This is a genomic window from Salmonella sp. NW177 (assembly GCF_051811585.1).
Lineage (GTDB): Bacteria > Pseudomonadota > Gammaproteobacteria > Enterobacterales > Enterobacteriaceae > Salmonella > Salmonella enterica.
Genome location: NZ_JAMMZV010000005.1, coordinates 89,017 through 107,989, shown reverse-complemented (window position 1 = coordinate 107,989; position 18,973 = coordinate 89,017). Strand labels below are relative to the sequence as shown.

Genomic DNA, 18,973 nt, shown 5'->3' with positions numbered 1-18,973 from the left:
TGACTGGCAGTATACGCCTTAAATCCGCTTTTTTGCTGTGATTTCACACCATGATTTTAATTTGATAGCGCTATCACAATTCTGAGTAATAGTCGCTGGTAGCGCTATCTTTGTGATAACGATCGCAGCTAATATCGAATGGCTTGAATAAAGTTTGTTCATAATTTCATACACCGTGGGGGCGAATAACATGCTGGGGACCTGGTTATCTGACGCAACCATCACGCTACAGGAGAGCGTGGAAACGTGGCCGCAGGCGCTGGAAATTTGCGGCAAACCCCTGCTGGACGCAGGTGTTATCGCACCGGAATACATTACGGCGATTGTTCAGCAGCACCAAAAGCTTGGGCCGTATTATGTATTAGCGCCAGGGTTAGCGATGCCGCATGCGAGGCCGGAAGAGGGGGCGAAAGGGTTAGGTTTATCGTTACTGAAACTACAGCGCGGCGTTTCATTTGGCGCAGACGAATTCGATCCGGTTGACATCATTATTATGCTGGCGGCGCCTGATAAGCACAGTCATATCGAAATGATATCGGCGCTGGCGGAATTATTTTCCAGTGATGTAGATATGGAAAAATTACATCAGGCAAAAAACCTGGAGGACATTAAAACGATTATTGACCGTTTCTGATTTTATTCCATTTTCTTGCGGTAAATAACATTACGCCCGTGCGTGATGCAGACCAACTCTACTTTTAAAAGGTGACAATAATGAAAATCATGGCAATTTGCGGTTCCGGCCTGGGTAGTAGTTTTATGGTAGAAATGAACATTAAAAAAGTATTAAAGAAACTCAATATTGACGCCGAGGTGGAACACTCCGATCTCTCATCGGCCACGCCCGGGGCTGCCGATCTTTTTGTAATGGCCAAAGATATCGCGGCCAGCGCCAGCGTACCGGAAAGCCAACTGGTGGTGATCAATAACATCATCGACATCAACGAACTGGAAACGCAGCTGCGCGCATGGTTCGCTAAACAATAATTATTGCTGGCGAGGTGGATATGTTTATCCTTGAAACGCTGAATTTTGTTGTTGATATTTTAAAAGTGCCCTCGGTGCTTGTAGGGTTAATTGCGCTGATTGGTCTGGTGGCGCAGAAAAAAGCGTTTTCCGATGTGGTGAAAGGCACGATTAAAACCATTTTAGGTTTTATTGTGCTTGGCGGTGGCGCAACCGTACTGGTGGGTTCATTAAATCCGCTAGGGGGTATGTTTGAACACGCTTTTAATATTCAGGGCATTATTCCTAATAATGAAGCGATAGTCTCAATCGCGCTGGAGAAATATGGCGCGTCCACGGCGTTAATTATGGCATTTGGTATGGTGGCCAATATTGTCGTGGCGCGCTTTACGCGTCTTAAATATATCTTTTTGACCGGGCATCACACCTTTTACATGGCCTGTATGATTGGCGTAATCCTGACCGTGGCGGGGTTTGAGGGCGTAGGGCTGGTCTTCACTGGATCGCTAATCCTGGGGCTGGTGATGGCCTTCTTCCCGGCGTTGGCCCAACGTTATATGAGGCGGATTACCGGTACCGATGACATTGCGTTTGGTCACTTCGGTACCCTGGGATATGTGCTTTCCGGCTGGATTGGCAGCCTGTGTGGTAAAGGCTCCCGCTCCACGGAAGAGATGAACCTGCCGAAAAACCTCAGTTTTTTACGCGACAGTTCTATCTCGATTTCGCTGACCATGATGATTATCTATCTGATCATGGCAGTCAGCGCAGGGCGTGAGTATGTCGAAGCGACGTTTAGCGGCGGGCAAAACTATCTGGTGTACGCCATCATCATGGCAATCACCTTCGCCGCTGGCGTATTCATCATTCTGCAAGGCGTCCGTCTGATTCTGGCGGAAATTGTTCCGGCCTTTACCGGATTTTCAGAAAAACTGGTACCAAACGCGCGTCCGGCGCTGGACTGCCCGGTGGTGTATCCCTATGCCCCTAACGCGGTACTGATTGGCTTCCTGTTCAGTTTTCTCGGCGGGCTGGTGGGGCTGTTCCTGCTGGGACAGATGAAGCTTGTGTTGATCCTGCCAGGCGTTGTGCCGCACTTCTTTACCGGCGCGACCGCAGGCGTCTTTGGCAATGCCACCGGCGGTCGCCGCGGGGCGATGATCGGCGCATTTGCTAATGGTCTATTAATCACTTTCCTGCCAGTGCTGTTACTGCCGGTTCTCGGCGCGATCGGCTTCGCCAATACCACGTTCTCGGATGCTGACTTTGGCGTAATCGGTATTTTGCTGGGCAACCTGGCGCGTTATCTGTCGCCGATGGCTATCACGGGGCTGGTGGTAGCGCTATTCGCGCTACTGGTGGCGTACAACGTGTTGGCCAAAAACAAAAAAGCGAATGCCGAAGTGCAGGAAAATAGCGGAGCGAAAGAATGAACGTAACCGAAATCACCCAACTGGCGCGCGACATTCGCGTCGCCACGCTCAAATCCTTAAACCATCTTGGCTTTGGTCACTATGGCGGCAGCATGTCGGTAGTGGAAACTCTGGCGGTTCTGTACGGCGCGGTGATGAAAATCGACCCTGCCGACCCGGACTGGCCGGAGCGCGATTACTTCGTGCTGTCGAAAGGCCATGCGGGCCCCGCGTTGTACAGTACCCTGGCGATTAAAGGCTATTTCCCGCTCGAAGAGCTGAATACGCTTAACCAGAACGGCACCCGTCTTCCCAGCCATCCGGATCGGCTAAAAACGCGCGGCGTGGACGCCACGACCGGCTCACTGGGACAGGGCATCTCTATTGCGGGCGGAATGGCGCTGTCGCATAAACTGGCGCGGCGACCCAACCGGGTATTTTGCATTGTCGGCGATGGCGAGCTCAATGAAGGGCAGTGCTGGGAGGCGTTTCAGTTTATTGCCCACCACCGCCTGAATAATCTGACCGTTTTCATTGACTGGAATAAACAGCAGCTTGACGGCGAACTGGAGGAGATTATCAATCCATTCGATCTGGAAGGGAAATTCCGCGCGTTTGGTTTCGATGTCGTCACCGTCAAAGGCGATGATATCGCCGGACTACTGGCGGTGGTTCAGCCTGTGCCGCCCGCCGATGCCCGGCCACGGGTAGTGATCCTTGACAGCATTAAAGGGCAGGGGGTGCCATGCCTGGAGCAGTTAACGAATTCTCACCACTTACGCCTGACGGATGGCATGAAGCAGACGCTCAATGAGGCCATTCATCAACTGGAGGTCATGCATGATTAAGCTTGCGCCCGCAGGGCTTAAAGACGATATCGAAATGCGCAAAGTTTACGCCGGTTTTGTCGCCGGGCAGATTGAGGCCGGAAGCCCAATTATTGCGCTTGAGGCTGATTTAATGAGCTCAATGGCGATGGACAGCGTGGCGCGTGACTACCCGCAGCATGTCATTAACTGCGGTATTATGGAGGCGAATGTGATTGGCACTGCGGCGGGGCTGGCGCTGACCGGTCGCAAACCGTTTGTGCATACCTTTACCGCTTTTGCCAGCCGTCGCTGTTTTGATCAGCTCTTTATGGCGCTGGATTATCAGCGTAACAACGTCAAAGTGATCGCCTCCGATGCCGGAGTGACAGCGTGCCATAACGGCGGCACCCATATGTCTTTTGAAGATATGGGGATTGTTCGCGGGCTGGCGCACTCCGTAGTACTGGAGGTGACGGATGCGGTGATGTTCGCGGATATTTTACGCCAGCTAATGGACCTGGACGGTTTTTACTGGCTGCGTACCATCCGTAAGCAGGCGACGAGTATCTATGCGCCAGGCTCTACCTTTACCATTGGCAAGGGCAACGTACTGCGTGAGGGCGATGATATTACGCTTATCGCCAACGGCATTATGGTGGCGGAGGCGCTGGAGGCGGCGCGCCAACTGGAGCAGGAAGGCGTGAGCGCCGCGGTCATTGATATGTTCACCTTAAAGCCTATCGATCGCATGTTGGTGAAAAACTACGCGGAAAAAACGCGGCGTATCGTCACGTGTGAAAACCACAGCATCCATAATGGACTGGGGTCAGCGGTGGCGGAAGTGCTGGTGGAAAACTGCCCGGTGCCGATGCGCCGTGTTGGCGTCAAAGAGCGTTATGGGCAGGTAGGAACGCAGGATTTCTTACAACAAGAGTACGGACTCACCGCCGAAGCGATTGTAGAAGCCGCGAAATCACTGCTTTAATCATGGAGATATTGCCGGATGGCGCTGGTGCTCATCCGGCATTTTGGATCAATGATATCCCATCATCTGCGCGCCAATGACGACCACGCTGGACATAATAAACAATAGTCCCAGCAGCGACGCCCCCACTTTCAGCCAGTTGCGAAAATCGACCCGGCACACGCCCAGCGTGGCCATCAGCGAGGCCGATGTCGGATAGATAATATGGCTGAAGCCATCGCCAAACTGGAAGGCCAGAACAGTCACCTGACGGTTAACGCCGACCAGATCGCCGAGCGGCGCCAGTAATGGCATGGTTAACGCCGCCTGGCCCGAACCGGACGTGACAAAGAAATTAAATACCGCCTGGAAGAGCAGCATAAACCAGGCGGCGATAGCATTATTAAGCCCGCTGATGCCATGCGCGATACTGTTAAGCAACGTATTGAGCACGCTGGGTTCCCCGGCTTCGCCGTTGCCGACCAGCAGCAGAATGCCTTTGGCAAAACCCACCAGCAAGGCGGGCGCGATCATCATCCTCGCCCCTTCGGTGAATGAGGACGCCATCACGTTGACCGTCATACCGTTGAGGCGGAAGATAACGCCGATGAGGCCGATCACCACGCCCATGGTGAAAAACTGGCTGGCGATCTCCGGAATAAACCAGGCGTGGACAATCACGCCCCAGACGACCCAAATCATTACGCCGGTCAGGACCAGTAGTACCAGCCAGTCACCAAAGGTGAAAGGGCGCTGGACGACTTCATCCTGCTGTTCGCGGAAATAGCGATCGGATTCGTGGACGCGGGAAAGCAGCGGATTCTTTTTCACGCGTGAGGCGTAGACCAGCGTAAAAACCAACCCAATCAGCGTGGCGACAACCCAGACCACAATACGCAGCCCGGAGCCGGAAAGTACCGGCACGCCGGCAATCCCCTGGGCGACGACTACGCAGAAAGGGTTCATCCACGAACTGGCAAAGCCAATTTGGGTGGCGATATAGGTCACCAGGACGGTGGTAATGCTGTCATAGCCCAGCCTGACCATCAGCGGGGCTATGATAATTGCAAAGGCGACCGCCTCTTCGCCCATGCCAAATACGGCGCCCCCTAACGAAAAGAGGACAAATAGCACCGGAATAAACAGGACTTCGTTGCCCCGCGTGTGGCGAATAAGCGCCAGAATGCCGTTATCCACGGTGCCGGTACGCATCACGATGCCGAATGCGCCGCCAATCACCAACATAAACATAATGATGCCGACGGCAGTGCCGAATTTCGATCCGGATGTTAACCCTTCAAACGGAAAATTCATCAGCCCTGGTCTTTCATCGCCGGTAGTGAAAAATTGTACGCGATGATACTGCGCTTCCCCGGCCTCATTGGTCACAATGCGAAAAGAGTGCGGGTCGACGACTTTGCGGGTTTTTGTCTGACCATCGACCTGATACTGCACTTCCTGGCTATCAAACATCCCAACGGGGACGACCCAGGTGGCGATACTGGTTAAAATGGCGACAAAAAAGATGATGACCAGCGTATCGGGCATTGCCCATTTTCTGGCTGTTTTTGATTCTGTAACGACAGACATGACAGACTATCCCTGTTGCAAAGCAAAGAGGCTAAGTATGAGAAGAAGGGAATAGTTATTCATTGATGCAGCGCAGTTAAGCAAAAAATTCCGCTTTGCAGGGTAAATAGCAGAATGCCGGATGGCGATGCTAACGCGTCTTATCCGGCCTACAACGGTATTTCACCTGTAGGCCGGACAAGGCGTTTACGCCGCCATCCGGCATTGGCTTTTACTGTTACTGCTGCTGCTGAGAAGCCTGAATTGCCGTCAGGGCGATGGTGTAGACGATATCGTCTACCAGCGCGCCACGGGACAGGTCGTTCACCGGCTTGCGCATACCCTGCAGCATCGGCCCGATGGAGATCAGGTCGGCAGAACGCTGTACCGCTTTGTAGGTGGTGTTACCGGTGTTCAGATCCGGGAAAATGAACACGGTAGCGCGACCCGCAACCGGCGAGTTCGGCGCTTTGGATTTCGCTACGTCAGCCATGACCGCGGCGTCGTACTGCAACGGACCGTCGATCATCAGGTCAGGACGTTTTTCCTGCGCCAGACGCGTCGCTTCACGTACTTTCTCTACGTCGCTGCCCGCGCCAGAGGTGCCGGTGGAGTAGGAGAGCATTGCCACACGCGGTTCGATGCCGAAGGCAATGGCGGAATCCGCAGACTGAATCGCGATTTCTGCCAGCTGCTCTGCAGTCGGGTCTGGGTTGATTGCGCAGTCGCCGTAAACGTAAACCTGCTCCGGCAGTAGCATAAAGAACACAGAAGAGACCAGGGAGCTACCCGGCGCCGTTTTAATAAGCTGCAGCGGCGGACGGATGGTGTTGGCGGTGGTATGAACCGCGCCGGAAACCAGGCCGTCGACTTCGTCTTGCTCCAGCATCAGCGTGCCGAGCACCACGTTGTCTTCCAGCTGTTCGCGGGCAACCGGTTCGGTCATGCCTTTGCTCTTACGCAGCTCGACCAGGCGAGCGACATAGCTTTCACGCACCACTTCCGGATCGACGATTTCAATACCTGCGCCCAGCTCAACGCCCTGAGATGCCGCGACGCGGTTGATTTCATCCGGGTTGCCCAGCAGAACGCAAGTGGCGATGCCGCGTTCAGCGCAGATTGCCGCCGCTTTGACGGTACGCGGTTCGTCGCCTTCCGGCAGCACTACGCGTTTACCGGCTTTACGCGCCAGCTCAGTCAGTTGGTAGCGGAACGCCGGCGGAGAGAGACGACGGCTACGCTCGGAAGTGGCGGTCAGCGACTCGATCCACTCAGCGTTAACGTAGTTCGCGACGTATTCCTGAACTTTCTCGATGCGCTCATGGTCATCAACCGGGACTTCCAGATTGAAGCTTTGCAGGCTCAGCGAAGTCTGCCAGGTGTTGGTGTTCACCATAAAGACCGGCAGACCGGTGGCGAATGCGCGTTCGCACAGTTTAGAAATGCGTGCGTCCATTTCATAGCCGCCGGTCAGCAACAGGGCGCCGATTTCTACGCCGTTCATCGCGGCCAGGCAAGCTGCGACCAGTACGTCCGGACGGTCAGCGGAGGTCACTAACAACGAGCCTGCGCGGAAATGTTCCAGCATATGCGGAATACTACGCGCGCAGAAAGTGACGGATTTAACTCGGCGGGTTTTGATATCGCCTTCGTTAATGATGGTGGCGTTCAGGTGACGCGCCATATCGATAGCGCGGGTCGCAATCAGGTCGAAGCTCCACGGCACCGCGCCCAGAACCGGCAGCGGGCTGGATTCCTGCAGTTTAGCAGGATCGATTTTGATCACCTGCGCTTTGGAAGAGTCGTCAAAAATCTCCGACAGATCCGGGCGAGTACGGCCTTGTTCATCAACCGGCGCATTCAGTTTGTTGATGATAACGCCGGTGATGTTGGTGTTTTTCGCGCCGCCGAAGCTGCTGCGCGTCAGTTCGATACGTTCGTTCAGCTGTTCTGGCGTGTCGGTCCCCTGAGACATGACAAAAACGATTTCCGCATTCAGCGTTTTCGCGATTTCATAGTTCAGAGACTGAGCGAACTGATGTTTACGGGTCGGAACCAGACCTTCAACCAGCACCACTTCCGCGTCTTTGGTATTCGCATGGTAGTTCGCGATGATCTCTTCCATCAGCACGTCTTTCTGGTTGCTGGAAAGCAGAGATTCAACGTGGCTCATCTTCAGCGGTTCAGCCGCCGGCAGGGTAGAGTTCGCGCGAACGATAGTGGTGGTCTGGTCAGGCGCATCGCCGCCAGCGCGAGGCTGGGCGATAGGCTTAAAGACGCTCAGACGAACGCCTTTGCGTTCCATAGCACGGATGACGCCGAGGCTGACGCTGGTCAGGCCGACGCTGGTTCCGGTAGGGATCAGCATAATAATACGGGACACGGTTTATCCTCTTTCGTTACCGTCTTTTGGGGACGGGTTACAAAACAGCACCGCCAGCGAGGCTGGCGGTGTGAAATCAGGCAGTCAGACGGCTCGCGTCCTGCGCGATAACCAGTTCTTCGTTGGTTGGGATCACCACCGCCGGACGGGTACCTTCTTTGTTGATGAAACCAGATTTGCCGAAGCGGGCCGCCAGGTTACGTTCGTGGTCGACTTCAAAGCCCAGTACGCCCAGTTTACCCAGAGACAGTTCGCGAACCATCGCGGCGTTTTCACCGATACCGCCGGTGAACACGACTGCATCCAGACGACCGTCCATCAGAGCGGTGTAAGAACCGATGTATTTCGCCAGGCGGTGGCAGTAAACGTCCATCGCACGTTTAGCGTCTTCTTTGGTGGCGTAGTTGTCTTCAACATAACGGCAGTCGCTGGTCACTTCAGTCAGACCCAGCAGACCGGACTCTTTGGTCAGCATTTTGTTGATCTGATCCACGCTCATGCCCAGAGTGTCGTGCAGGTGGAAGATAATCGCAGGGTCGATATCGCCGGAACGGGTACCCATGACCAGGCCTTCCAGCGGGGTCAGACCCATGGAGGTATCCACGCATTTACCGTTACGGATAGCGGAAACAGAACCGCCGTTGCCCAGGTGGCAGGTGATAATGTTCAGTTCTTCTACCGGCTTGTTCAGCATTTTTGCCGCTTCCTGAGTTACATAGAAGTGGCTGGTGCCGTGTGCGCCATAGCGACGAACGCCGTGTTCTTTATACAGGCTGTACGGCAGGGCATACAGGTAAGATTCTTCCGGCATGGTCTGATGGAAGGCGGTGTCGAATACTGCAACGTTTTTATCTTTCAGCTGCGGGAAAGATTTCAGCGCTTCGGCGATACCAATCAGGTGAGCCGGGTTATGCAGCGGTGCGAAAGAGGCGGAATCTTTGATGCCCTGAATGACGGACTCATCAATGACTACGGAGCTGGTATACTTCTCGCCGCCGTGTACGATACGGTGACCAATTGCAGTTAACTGCGCAGACAGTTCTGGTTTTTGTGCCAGAATAGTGTTAACGATAAAGTTCAGCGCTTCACTGTGAGCGGCGCCTGCACCTAAAGCCGCTTCTTGTTTACTGCCGTCCATTTTCCATTTGATGCGTGCTTCTGGCAGATGGAAACATTCGGCTAAACCAGAAAGGTATTCATCACCATTAACTGCATCAATAATTGCAAATTTCAGTGAAGAACTACCGCAGTTCAGAACCAGTACTAACTTACTCGACATGGAAGTACCTATTTATGATACGTGGCTAAAAAAACGTCAGTGAGCCATAGAGCGTAGCGCATGATAGCCCTGACATTTATGATTAACATCATGCGCAGGAGTTTTTTTGGGCATGATGGAAGAAATACCTTTGAGTCTATGCCATTTTGCGTATTTTTCAGCCAATGGCATACTATGTGTAATATTGACGACTCAATGATTTTAAACTACCGGCCTTTGACAGGCCGACACAGGATACCTGATAGTGGGTATCGAAGACAAAATGTTTTGAACGTTGTCCCTCGCAGTTGTTGTTTTGCACAAATTTTTTAAATTTTATATGTGAAGTTGAGGTAGGCCATGTCGACACCGGATAATCGCTCCGTAAATTTTTTTAGCTTATTTCGCCGGGGGCAGCACTACGCGAAGACGTGGCCGATGGAAAAACGGTTGGCGCCCGTTTTCGTCGAAAACCGCGTCATTCGTATGACGCGCTATGCCATACGATTTATGCCGCCTGTCGCCGTTTTTACATTATGCTGGCAGATAGCGCTGGGCGGTCAGTTAGGTCCGGCCGTGGCGACCGCCCTGTTCGCCCTGAGCTTGCCTATGCAGGGATTATGGTGGTTAGGGAAACGTTCTGTGACGCCATTGCCGCCTTCAATCCTTAACTGGTTTTACGAAGTTCGCGGTAAATTGCAGGAGGCTGGACAAGCGCTGGCGCCGGTAGAAGGAAAGCCGGATTACCAGGCATTAGCTGACACGCTTAAGCGCGCCTTCAAACAACTGGATAAAACTTTCCTGGATGATTTGTAATTGACCCCGGATTACGCATATAAAAGAAGGCATACCAATGCCTTCTTTTTTTCATCGCTATAGCGTGATACAGGAGTTCAAAATGGAAATGACCAACGCGCAACGTCTGATTTTGTCTAACCAGTACAAAATGATGACGATGCTCGATCCCACCAACGCCGAGCGTTACCGTCGCTTACAAACAATTATTGAACGCGGCTACGGCCTGCAGATGCGCGAGCTGGATCGCGAGTTTGGCGAGCTGACGGAAGAGACCTGTCGTACCATCATCGATATTATGGAGATGTACCATGCGCTGCACGTCTCCTGGACCAACCTCAAAGATACGCAAGCCATCGACGAACGTCGCGTCACCTTCCTGGGGTTTGACGCCGCGACGGAAGCGCGTTACCTCGGCTATGTCCGTTTTATGGTGAATATAGAAGGACGCTACACTCACTTTGACGCCGGGACGCACGGCTTTAATGCCCAGACGCCGATGTGGGAAAAATACCAGCGGATGTTGAATGTCTGGCATGCCTGCCCGCGTCAGTACCACCTGAGCGCGAATGAAATCAATCAAATCATTAATGCCTGAGGAGGCTCGCGTGCAGTGTAAAGGTTTTCTGTTTGATCTGGATGGAACGTTGGTTGACTCATTACCTGCCGTCGAACGCGCGTGGTGTAGCTGGGCCGATCGTTTTAACCTTGCTCATGATGAGGTGCTGGGCTTTATTCATGGCAAACAGGCGATCACCTCGTTGCGGCATTTTATGGCGGGTAAATCGGAGGCGGAAATTGCCGCTGAGTTTACGCGCCTGGAGCAAATAGAAGCCACTGAAACCGCAGGGATCACCGCGTTGCCGGGGACAGTCGATTTACTCAATCACCTGAATAAAGCGGGCATTCCGTGGGCTATCGTCACCTCCGGTTCAATGCCGGTCGCGCGTGCGCGCCATCAGGTCGCGGGCCTTCCAGCGCCAGAGGTGTTTGTCACCGCCGAACGAGTCAAACGCGGCAAACCGGAGCCGGATGCGTATTTGCTGGGCGCACAACTGCTTGGCCTGGCCCCTCAGGAGTGCGTCGTAGTAGAAGATGCCCCGGCTGGCGTGCTGTCCGGGCTGGCTGCGGGCTGCCACGTCATTGCGGTCAATGCGCCGGCCGACACGCCGCGTCTGGCGGATGTTGATTTTGCGTTGGATAGCCTGACGCAATTATCGGTCGCTAAACAACCAAACGGCGATGTGGTGGTGTTAAGAAAGACCTGATCATGATATCGCCCCGCTTTGGCGGGGCATATTTATGGCAGAATCGCGTTATCTTCTCATCTGACAAGGATATGTTGTGAACGGTGAATTGATTTGGGTTCTCTCTTTACTGGCGATTGCCGTCGTGTTGTTTGCGACGGGCAAAGTACGTATGGATGCGGTGGCTTTATTCGTCATTGTTGCTTTTGTCCTTAGCGGTACCTTGACCCTTCCGGAAGCCTTCTCCGGCTTTAGCGATCCGAATGTCATTCTTATCGCCGCCTTATTTATTATTGGCGACGGCCTCGTGCGCACCGGCGTTGCGACGGTGGTCGGTACCTGGCTGGTTAAAATGGCGGGCAGCAGTGAAATCAAAATGCTGGTTTTACTGATGATCACCGTCGCCGGACTTGGCGCTTTCATGAGTTCAACCGGCGTGGTGGCGATCTTTATCCCCGTTGTTCTTAGCGTTTCTATGCATATGCAAACCTCGCCTTCGCGCCTGATGATGCCGCTGAGTTTTGCCGGGCTTATCAGCGGAATGATGACGCTGGTGGCGACGCCGCCGAACCTGGTGGTTAACAGTGAACTGCTGCGTGAAGGCCTGCACGGGTTCAACTTTTTTAGCGTGACGCCGCTGGGGATAGTGGTGTTGGCGCTCGGCATTGTTTATATGCTGGTGATGCGCTTCATGCTAAAAGGCGATGCGCCCGGACAACAGGCCGGTAAGCGGCGCACTTTCCGCGATCTTATCCGCGAGTACCGTCTGACGGGGCGCGCTCGCCGTCTGGCGATTCGCCCCGGTTCGCCAATGGTGGGACAGCGGCTGGACGACCTTAAACTGCGCGAACGTTACGGCGCCAATGTCATCGGCGTTGAACGCTGGCGGCGCTTTCGGCGGGTTATCGTCAATGTGAACGGCGTATCGGAGTTTCGCGCTCGCGACGTTCTGCTGATTGATATGTCGGCGGCGGAGGTTGACCTCAGAGAGTTCTGCGCCGAGCAACTGCTGGAACCGATGGTATTGCGTGGAGAATATTTTTCCGATCAGGCGTTGGATGTCGGGATGGCGGAAATTTCGCTTATTCCGGAGTCTGAACTGATTGGCAAGTCGGTGCGTGAAATCGCTTTCCGTACACGTTACGGGCTGAATGTGGTCGGCCTGAAACGCGACGGCGTCGCGCTGGAAGGGTCGCTGGCCGATGAGCCGTTATTGATGGGCGATATCATTCTGGTCGTGGGGAACTGGAAGTTAATCAGCCTGCTGGGGCAAAAAGGCCGCGACTTTGTGGTGCTGAATATGCCGGTCGAGGTCAGCGAAGCCTCTCCTGCGCACAGCCAGGCGCCGCACGCCATTTTCTGCCTGGTATTGATGGTGGCGCTGATGTTGACCGATGAAATTCCCAACCCGATCGCGGCGATTATCGCCTGCCTGCTGATGGGAAAATTTCGCTGTATTGATGCTGAAAGCGCATATAAAGCGATCCACTGGCCGAGCATTATCTTGATTGTGGGTATGATGCCGTTTGCGCAGGCGTTGCAAAAAACCGGCGGCGTCTCTCTGGTCGTGCAAGGGTTAATGAATATCGGCGGCGGCTATGGGCCGTATATGATGCTGGGATGCCTGTTCGTGCTGTGCGCCGTCATAGGACTGTTCATTTCTAACACGGCAACGGCGGTGCTGATGGCGCCGATTGCGCTGGCGGCGGCGAAATCGATGGGGGTGTCGCCCTATCCGTTTGCGATGGCGGTGGCGATGGCGGCATCCGCCGCCTTTATGACGCCGGTTTCATCGCCGGTCAATACTCTGGTTCTGGGGCCGGGAAACTATAGCTTTAGCGATTTTGTGAAGCTTGGCGTGCCGTTCACGCTTATTGTGATGGCGGTTTGTATTGTGATGATTCCGATGTTGTTTCCGTTTTAACCCAGGCTGGAAAAGGCCTGATGGCGCTGCGCTTATCAGGCCTACGGATATCACGCTACGTCCAGGCCGGATAAGACGTTGACGTCGCCATCCGGCACAACCGTTTAAAGCGGTGAATCCTGGCTTATCTCGTCAAGAGAGAGATGGAAACTTGGTACGAACACCGCCATAAAATAGTCCATCTCCTGGCTGCGACGTAATTCCAGCGTTTTTTCCAGCCGCGTTTTTGCCAGGCCAAACTCATTGTTTCCCGCTGAGAGCTCCTCCAGGCATTTCAGGTAGGCGCAAAGCGCATCGGCCTGTTTTACGATTGCCTGTTCTTCTTCGCTCCAGGCATTCTCATCAATAAGCGGTGCGAAAATATCGCGTAATTCATCCGGCGCCATATCAACCAGCTTTTGCTGGGCGATTTTTTCGATCGCTTTATATTCCTGGGCTATCTGGGAATTAAAATATTTTACCGGCGTCGGCAGATCGCCGGTCAGTACTTCCGAGGCATCATGATACATCGCCAGAAGCGCGATGCGTTCAGCATTGAGCTGACCGCCAAATTTACGGTTTTTTATCGCCGCCAACGCATGGGCGACCATCGCCACCTGCAGACTATGTTCGGAGACGTTTTCTGTACGCACGTTACGCATCAGCGGCCAGCGGTTAATCAACTTCATGCGGGAGAGATGGGCGAAAAAATGGCTCTGCTTCATAGATTACCTTTTGTTTTCACTGCGGCAGACTTCATTGTGCGGGGAGGGGGATGAAGATGCAATTCAGGCTACCGAAGTAGCCTGAATTTAAGATTATTGATGGTAACCTGAGAGGAAACGCCCAAAGCGGTTGATGGCCATCTCCAGGTCATCTTCACGCGGTAGCGTCACAATGCGGAAGTGATCCGGCCACGGCCAGTTAAAGGCGGTACCTTGCACCAGCAGCACCTTTTCCTGTAGCAGGAAGTCCAGCACCATCTTCTGGTCGTCGTGAATATTAAAACGTTTAGCGTCGATCCTGGGGAACATGTACAACGCGCCGCGCGGTTTTACGCAGGAAACGCCGGGAATATCGTTAATCAACTCCCAGGCGCGGTTACGCTGTTCATACAGTCGACCGCCCGGCAGAATAAATTCGCTAATGCTTTGATAGCCGCCGAGCGCGGTCTGAATAGCATGTTGCGCCGGGACGTTGGCGCACAGGCGCATTGAGGCTAACATCTCCAGCCCTTCAATATAGCCCTTCGCATGTTTTTTCGGCCCGTTCAGCACCATCCAGCCCTGGCGGAAGCCGGCGACGCGATAGGTTTTAGACAACCCATTAAAGGTGATGGTCAGCAGATCAGGTGCCAGTGCGGCGATAGAGTGATGCTCGGCATCGTCATAGAGAATCTTGTCATAAATTTCATCGGCGAAGATGATGAGATTATGCTCGCGCGCAATGTTGACAATTTCCATCAACAATTCTTTAGAATAGACGGCGCCAGTAGGGTTGTTTGGATTAATAATGACAATACCACGCGTACGTGGGGTGATTTTGGCGCGGATATCGTCAAGGTCCGGGAACCAGTCGGAAGATTCATCGCAAAGATAATGTACCGCCTTGCCGCTGGAGAGCGATACCGCTGCTGTCCATAACGGATAATCGGGCGCGGGAACCAGCATTTCATCGCCACTGTTAAGCAACGCCTGCATCGCCTGAACGATCAGCTCGGAAACGCCGTTACCGATATAGATATCTTCCACGGTTACATCGCGCATTCCACGGGCCTGATAATGCTGCATAATCGCTTTACGGGCGGAATAAAGCCCTTTCGAGTCGCAATATCCTTGCGCCGTCGGCAAATTACGAATGACATCGACCAGAATTTCGTCCGGCGCTTCGAATCCGAAGGGGGCGGGGTTGCCGATATTCAGTTTAAGAACTTTATTACCTTCTTCCTCAAGGCGTTTCGCTTCTTTCAGAACGGGGCCACGAATGTCATAACAGACATTTTCGAGTTTGCTGGATTTTTCAATGGGGGACATGAATCTTGACCTTTTAGCTGTTATTGCCACTCCCTGCCGTGGAAGTCAGCACGAAACAATGTACTCCCACGACGGTGAGTTTTGAAGAGTGAACAGAAGAAGATTTTGTTTATTTTTAACGCGCTTTCGTACTGTTTAAAACTTCATAAAATCATTTGGTTAGATGCATTTTCTATTTTTGTCTTTATGTATAGTGTTTTGTTCTGTGTGATTGCTGGTAATGTGGTTTTTTATGTTGTCAGAAATTATCTGTTTTATGAGAGATAAGCATTCATCATTAGTGTCGCGCTGGCTATTTCGGAAATACTGAGTATTAAAGGTAAAATGAGAAGGTTAGACCTTTCCGGCGGCGGGGGGTGTGAAACTATTGTTAAGTATAATTAATGAATGGTAGAAATCTTAATTAATTATTATTTAATATTTAAAAAGCATTTACTAAAGTCGTAATAATATCTTTCTGGTCCGATTAGTATAACATATCCCAGGTTAAGATTATTCGTAATAATACTTATAAATATAGCGGTTTTAGGTTAAGATAATGATCCGAAACGGGGGCGTAGTCTGCGTTGTCTGCTAATTATCATGACGCGATTTTATACATAACCTATTGTTCAATATATTGTTTTTGTATCTGTGCGTCTCGGTAAACTATTTGACGCTGTTACAAGATTTACACGTCCATCATTAGCAGAAATCTGTAGACGCCTAAAGGTATGACACATTCTCTTTGATATATCCCGATCAGTTGCATTTGGTATTATATCAGTAAGTAAGAGAAGTGTTTTGGTCGTATTTTCAATTACATTCTAACATTTACCTGGGTAACCAGGCGGTACTGCGAAGGATGCACATTACAAATGGAATTGCTTGTTTCTGAATGCACAGCATTAACCAGGTCAGCCCGATATGACCCGCCAGTAAGTGAAAAATTATGATAAATGCAAATCGTCCGATAATTAACCTCGATCTCGATCTGCTGAGAACGTTCGTGGCCGTTGCCGATCTGAACACCTTCGCCGCGGCGGCGGCGGCGGTATGTCGTACTCAGTCTGCGGTCAGTCAGCAAATGCAGCGTCTTGAGCAACTCGTGGGAAAGGAATTGTTCGCCCGCCATGGTCGTAACAAGCTTTTGACCGAACACGGTATCCAGCTTCTGGGGTACGCCAGAAAAATCCTGCGTTTTAATGATGAGGCGTGTTCATCATTAATGTTCAGTAATCTTCAGGGAGTGTTAACAATTGGCGCTTCTGATGAATCAGCTGATACTATCCTGCCTTTTTTGCTTAGCCGAATCAGCTCGGTTTATCCGAAACTCGCGCTTGATGTACGGGTAAAACGCAACGCCTATATGGTGGACATGGTTAAATCGCAGGAAGTAGATTTGGTGGTGACGACTAACCAACCTCATTCGCTGGACTGTCTGAATTTGCGGACCTCGCCCACCCATTGGTATTGTGCGGCTGAGTATGTTTTGCAAAGGGGAGAGCCCGTACCATTGGTCCTGCTGGACGATCCCAGCCCATTCCGCGATATGGTGCTGGAGACGCTAAATGCAGCGGGTATTCCCTGGCGGCTGGCCTATGTGGCGTCTACTTTACCGGCGGTACGCGCGGCCGTTAAAGCCGGTCTTGGCGTAACGGCTCGACCTGTCGAAATGATGAGTCCCGACCTTCGCGTGCTGGGCGCCGCAGACGGATTACCGCCTTTGCCGGATACGGAATATCTGTTGTGCCGCGATCCCAATAGCCAGAACGAGCTGGCGATGGTGATTTTCCATGCGATGGAAAGCTATCAAAACCCATGGCATTACAACCAGTTTTCTGCAGAGGGCGGAGATGATCCGCTGATGGTGGAAGGGGGTTTTGAGTAGCTCGCAGGCAAAAGGCGCTAAGTCGTAAATGTAAAAAAGAGCCGCTGGCGATGAAAAAACGCTCAGTGGCTCTTTTTTTGTGCCCATCTGTACGCGCTTAACCGCACAAATTGTAAAAGTTGCGGTAAATCAGCCAGTAGCAATTCGCAGGTTAATGTGGGTAAAAAATAACCAGAACATCCATTTTATGAATTTGCATGTTAAAAAACTAGAGAAATTGTTGCTGTTTTAGGGGGTGAATTAACAAAAGCGTGTCACAGATCAAGAAAATACTCCCATTTAGGGGGAGGCATCTTCACAAATTCCTGTCAAAATAGGTGTGTGTTATTTCTTTTGCTTCACAACGGACACGATTCAACAACATAAAATCCCCCCTGGCCGAAGAGTCATTTTCTCCAGGATGGCACTTAATGTTAATGGTGATGAATTGATGTAAATTAATGTGAAGGAACTTTTGTTAAAGTTGACAAAAGGTTATAGAAAGGAGTAAAAAACCACATCAATTAGCTGTTTTTATCATTTTCTACAGTAATTGTAGGGTTTTTTTTATTCCTCCCCATGAATCGATGTGGCGCCCATCTGCCGTAAAGAGCAGAGAAACTGGCGCTACTTTTGATGAGTAAGCAATGAGTATGTCAACATCCACTGAAGTCATCGCTCATCACTGGGCATTCGCTATCTTTCTTATCGTTGCCATTGGCCTGTGCTGCCTGATGCTGGTAGGCGGTTGGTTTTTGGGCGGTCGCGCACGCGCGAGGCACAAGAACGTTCCGTTTGAATCAGGTATCGACTCGGTCGGCACCGCCCGCTTACGCCTGTCTGCCAAGTTTTACCTGGTAGCCATGTTCTTCGTTATCTTCGACGTTGAAGCGCTGTATCTGTTCGCATGGTCAACTTCTATCCGCGAAAGCGGCTGGGTTGGCTTTGTGGAAGCTGCAATTTTTATTTTTGTGTTACTGGCTGGTCTGGTTTATCTGGCGCGTATTGGCGCGTTGGACTGGACGCCCGCGCGTTCACGCCGCGAGCGTATGAACCCGGAAACGAACAGTATCGCTAATCGTCAACGCTAACCGCGAGGCATTAAGATGGATTATACGCTCACCCGCATAGATCCTAACGGTGAGAATGACCGTTACCCCCTGCAAAAACAGGAGATCGTAACCGACCCCCTGGAGCAGGAAGTTAACAAAAACGTGTTCATGGGCAAACTGCATGACATGGTTAACTGGGGCCGTAAAAACTCAATTTGGCCCTACAACTTCGGCCTTTCTTGCTGCTATGTAGAGATGGTGACCTCTTTTACCGCAGTGCATGACGTTGCCCGTTTCGGCGCGGAAGTGCTGCGTGCGTCGCCACGTCAGGCTGACCTGATGGTGGTGGCCGGTACCTGCTTTACCAAAATGGCCCCGGTTATTCAGCGTCTGTATGACCAAATGCTGGAGCCAAAATGGGTCATTTCTATGGGCGCCTGCGCCAACTCCGGCGGCATGTACGATATTTATTCGGTAGTGCAGGGCGTTGATAAGTTCATCCCGGTGGATGTGTATATCCCTGGCTGTCCGCCGCGTCCGGAAGCGTATATGCAGGCGTTGATGCTGCTGCAAGAATCGATTGGCAAAGAGCGCCGTCCGCTCTCATGGGTGGTGGGCGATCAGGGCGTGTATCGCGCCAATATGCAGCCAGAACGCGAACGTAAACGCGGCGAGCGTATTGCCGTCACGAACCTGCGTACCCCGGACGAGATTTAATTTGCGCCTGTCGGCA

General features: G+C 52.2%; 18 protein-coding genes. 13 read left to right on the top strand and 5 right to left on the bottom strand.

Annotated elements, in window-relative coordinates:
* Positions 1 to 190 precede the first annotated feature (190 nt).
* From NA986_RS15245 to NA986_RS15225, 5 genes are all read left to right on the top strand, one after another.
* Positions 191 to 634 carry a PTS sugar transporter subunit IIA gene (locus NA986_RS15245; RefSeq protein ID WP_000901810.1) on the top strand — a complete coding sequence of 148 codons (444 nt, stop codon included), beginning with the start codon at positions 191 to 193 and terminating at the stop codon, positions 632 to 634.
* An 80-nt stretch (positions 635 to 714) separates the two neighbouring features.
* The gene (locus NA986_RS15240) at positions 715 to 987 is read left to right on the top strand and encodes a PTS sugar transporter subunit IIB (RefSeq protein ID WP_000699818.1); all 273 of its coding nucleotides are present in this window, start codon (positions 715 to 717) and stop codon (positions 985 to 987) included.
* Between the two features lie 20 nt (positions 988 to 1,007).
* Positions 1,008 to 2,399, top strand: a complete 1,392-nt coding sequence (locus tag NA986_RS15235; RefSeq protein ID WP_001518515.1) for a PTS ascorbate transporter subunit IIC — start codon at positions 1,008 to 1,010, stop codon at positions 2,397 to 2,399.
* A complete protein-coding gene (locus NA986_RS15230; RefSeq protein WP_001103257.1) occupies positions 2,396 to 3,226 on the top strand; it encodes a transketolase in 831 nt (276 codons plus the stop codon). Before NA986_RS15235 ends, NA986_RS15230 begins: the two co-directional genes overlap by 4 nt.
* Entirely contained in the window at positions 3,219 to 4,172 is a 954-nt protein-coding gene (locus tag NA986_RS15225; protein WP_000593035.1) for a transketolase family protein, read from the top strand. The genes NA986_RS15230 and NA986_RS15225 overlap by 8 nt, the downstream gene beginning before the upstream one ends.
* A 48-nt stretch (positions 4,173 to 4,220) precedes the next feature.
* Here the strand turns inward: NA986_RS15225 and yfcC are convergent, their stop codons facing one another.
* The 3 genes from yfcC to ackA form a co-directional block, all read right to left on the bottom strand.
* A complete protein-coding gene (gene yfcC, locus NA986_RS15220; protein WP_021000557.1) occupies positions 4,221 to 5,741 on the bottom strand; it encodes a putative basic amino acid antiporter YfcC in 1,521 nt (506 codons plus the stop codon).
* A gap of 217 nt (positions 5,742 to 5,958) precedes the next feature.
* Positions 5,959 to 8,103: a phosphate acetyltransferase gene (gene pta / locus NA986_RS15215; RefSeq protein WP_000086692.1), complete on the bottom strand. Its 2,145-nt coding sequence runs from the start codon at positions 8,101 to 8,103 to the stop codon at positions 5,959 to 5,961.
* 76 nt (positions 8,104 to 8,179) lie between these two features.
* On the bottom strand, positions 8,180 to 9,382 hold the full coding sequence (gene ackA / locus NA986_RS15210) for an acetate kinase (RefSeq protein WP_000095689.1): 1,203 nt from the start codon (positions 9,380 to 9,382) through the stop codon (positions 8,180 to 8,182).
* Between the two features lie 339 nt (positions 9,383 to 9,721).
* Here ackA and yfbV point away from each other — a divergent pair, with 339 nt between their 5' ends.
* The 4 genes from yfbV to NA986_RS15190 all read left to right on the top strand — a co-directional run bounded on the left by yfbV (position 9,722) and on the right by NA986_RS15190 (position 13,327).
* Positions 9,722 to 10,177, top strand: a complete 456-nt coding sequence (gene yfbV / locus NA986_RS15205; RefSeq protein ID WP_000106617.1) for a terminus macrodomain insulation protein YfbV — start codon at positions 9,722 to 9,724, stop codon at positions 10,175 to 10,177.
* A gap of 82 nt (positions 10,178 to 10,259) precedes the next feature.
* The gene (locus NA986_RS15200; protein WP_000426135.1) at positions 10,260 to 10,754 is read left to right on the top strand and encodes a YfbU family protein; all 495 of its coding nucleotides are present in this window, start codon (positions 10,260 to 10,262) and stop codon (positions 10,752 to 10,754) included.
* On the top strand, positions 10,747 to 11,424 hold the full coding sequence (locus NA986_RS15195; protein ID WP_077957224.1) for a sugar phosphatase: 678 nt from the start codon (positions 10,747 to 10,749) through the stop codon (positions 11,422 to 11,424). The genes NA986_RS15200 and NA986_RS15195 overlap by 8 nt, the downstream gene beginning before the upstream one ends.
* A 76-nt stretch (positions 11,425 to 11,500) precedes the next feature.
* Positions 11,501 to 13,327 (top strand): SLC13 family permease, encoded by a 1,827-nt coding sequence (locus tag NA986_RS15190; RefSeq protein ID WP_001012857.1) that lies wholly within the window; start codon positions 11,501 to 11,503, stop codon positions 13,325 to 13,327.
* Positions 13,328 to 13,431: 104 nt separating this feature from the next.
* On the opposite strand, the gene yfbR is transcribed toward NA986_RS15190, so the two are convergent.
* A complete protein-coding gene (yfbR, locus tag NA986_RS15185) occupies positions 13,432 to 14,031 on the bottom strand; it encodes a 5'-deoxynucleotidase (RefSeq protein ID WP_000813882.1) in 600 nt (199 codons plus the stop codon).
* Positions 14,032 to 14,124: 93 nt separating this feature from the next.
* Positions 14,125 to 15,339, bottom strand: coding sequence for an alanine transaminase AlaA (gene alaA, locus NA986_RS15180; RefSeq protein WP_000074540.1), 1,215 nt, complete (start codon positions 15,337 to 15,339; stop codon positions 14,125 to 14,127).
* A gap of 931 nt (positions 15,340 to 16,270) precedes the next feature.
* Between alaA and lrhA the strand changes: the two genes are divergently transcribed.
* The 4 genes from lrhA to nuoB all read left to right on the top strand — a co-directional run bounded on the left by lrhA (position 16,271) and on the right by nuoB (position 18,957).
* Complete coding sequence (lrhA, locus tag NA986_RS15175; protein ID WP_000606288.1) at positions 16,271 to 17,209, top strand: transcriptional regulator LrhA; 939 nt, start codon at positions 16,271 to 16,273, stop codon at positions 17,207 to 17,209.
* Between the two features lie 79 nt (positions 17,210 to 17,288).
* Positions 17,289 to 17,441 carry an STM2329 family putative cytoplasmic protein gene (locus NA986_RS15170; RefSeq protein ID WP_001650173.1) on the top strand — a complete coding sequence of 51 codons (153 nt, stop codon included), beginning with the start codon at positions 17,289 to 17,291 and terminating at the stop codon, positions 17,439 to 17,441.
* Between the two features lie 394 nt (positions 17,442 to 17,835).
* On the top strand, positions 17,836 to 18,279 hold the full coding sequence (nuoA, locus tag NA986_RS15165; RefSeq protein WP_000062993.1) for an NADH-quinone oxidoreductase subunit NuoA: 444 nt from the start codon (positions 17,836 to 17,838) through the stop codon (positions 18,277 to 18,279).
* A 15-nt stretch (positions 18,280 to 18,294) separates the two neighbouring features.
* The gene (nuoB, locus tag NA986_RS15160; protein ID WP_000386728.1) at positions 18,295 to 18,957 is read left to right on the top strand and encodes an NADH-quinone oxidoreductase subunit NuoB; all 663 of its coding nucleotides are present in this window, start codon (positions 18,295 to 18,297) and stop codon (positions 18,955 to 18,957) included.
* Positions 18,958 to 18,973 lie beyond the last annotated feature (16 nt).

Excerpts from the sequence above, each read along its gene's own strand:
- NA986_RS15245 (WP_000901810.1), top strand. The coding sequence starts at position 191 with ATGCTGGGGACCTGGTTATCTGACGCAACCATCACGCTACAGGAGAGC.
- NA986_RS15240 (WP_000699818.1), top strand. The coding sequence starts at position 715 with ATGAAAATCATGGCAATTTGCGGTTCCGGCCTGGGTAGTAGTTTTATG.
- NA986_RS15235 (WP_001518515.1), top strand. The coding sequence starts at position 1,008 with ATGTTTATCCTTGAAACGCTGAATTTTGTTGTTGATATTTTAAAAGTG.
- NA986_RS15230 (WP_001103257.1), top strand. The coding sequence starts at position 2,396 with ATGAACGTAACCGAAATCACCCAACTGGCGCGCGACATTCGCGTCGCC.
- NA986_RS15225 (WP_000593035.1), top strand. The coding sequence starts at position 3,219 with ATGATTAAGCTTGCGCCCGCAGGGCTTAAAGACGATATCGAAATGCGC.
- yfcC (WP_021000557.1), bottom strand. The coding sequence starts at position 5,741 with ATGTCTGTCGTTACAGAATCAAAAACAGCCAGAAAATGGGCAATGCCC.
- ackA (WP_000095689.1), bottom strand. The coding sequence starts at position 9,382 with ATGTCGAGTAAGTTAGTACTGGTTCTGAACTGCGGTAGTTCTTCACTG.
- yfbV (WP_000106617.1), top strand. The coding sequence starts at position 9,722 with ATGTCGACACCGGATAATCGCTCCGTAAATTTTTTTAGCTTATTTCGC.
- NA986_RS15200 (WP_000426135.1), top strand. The coding sequence starts at position 10,260 with ATGGAAATGACCAACGCGCAACGTCTGATTTTGTCTAACCAGTACAAA.
- NA986_RS15195 (WP_077957224.1), top strand. The coding sequence starts at position 10,747 with ATGCCTGAGGAGGCTCGCGTGCAGTGTAAAGGTTTTCTGTTTGATCTG.
- yfbR (WP_000813882.1), bottom strand. The coding sequence starts at position 14,031 with ATGAAGCAGAGCCATTTTTTCGCCCATCTCTCCCGCATGAAGTTGATT.
- alaA (WP_000074540.1), bottom strand. The coding sequence starts at position 15,339 with ATGTCCCCCATTGAAAAATCCAGCAAACTCGAAAATGTCTGTTATGAC.
- lrhA (WP_000606288.1), top strand. The coding sequence starts at position 16,271 with ATGATAAATGCAAATCGTCCGATAATTAACCTCGATCTCGATCTGCTG.
- nuoA (WP_000062993.1), top strand. The coding sequence starts at position 17,836 with ATGAGTATGTCAACATCCACTGAAGTCATCGCTCATCACTGGGCATTC.
- nuoB (WP_000386728.1), top strand. The coding sequence starts at position 18,295 with ATGGATTATACGCTCACCCGCATAGATCCTAACGGTGAGAATGACCGT.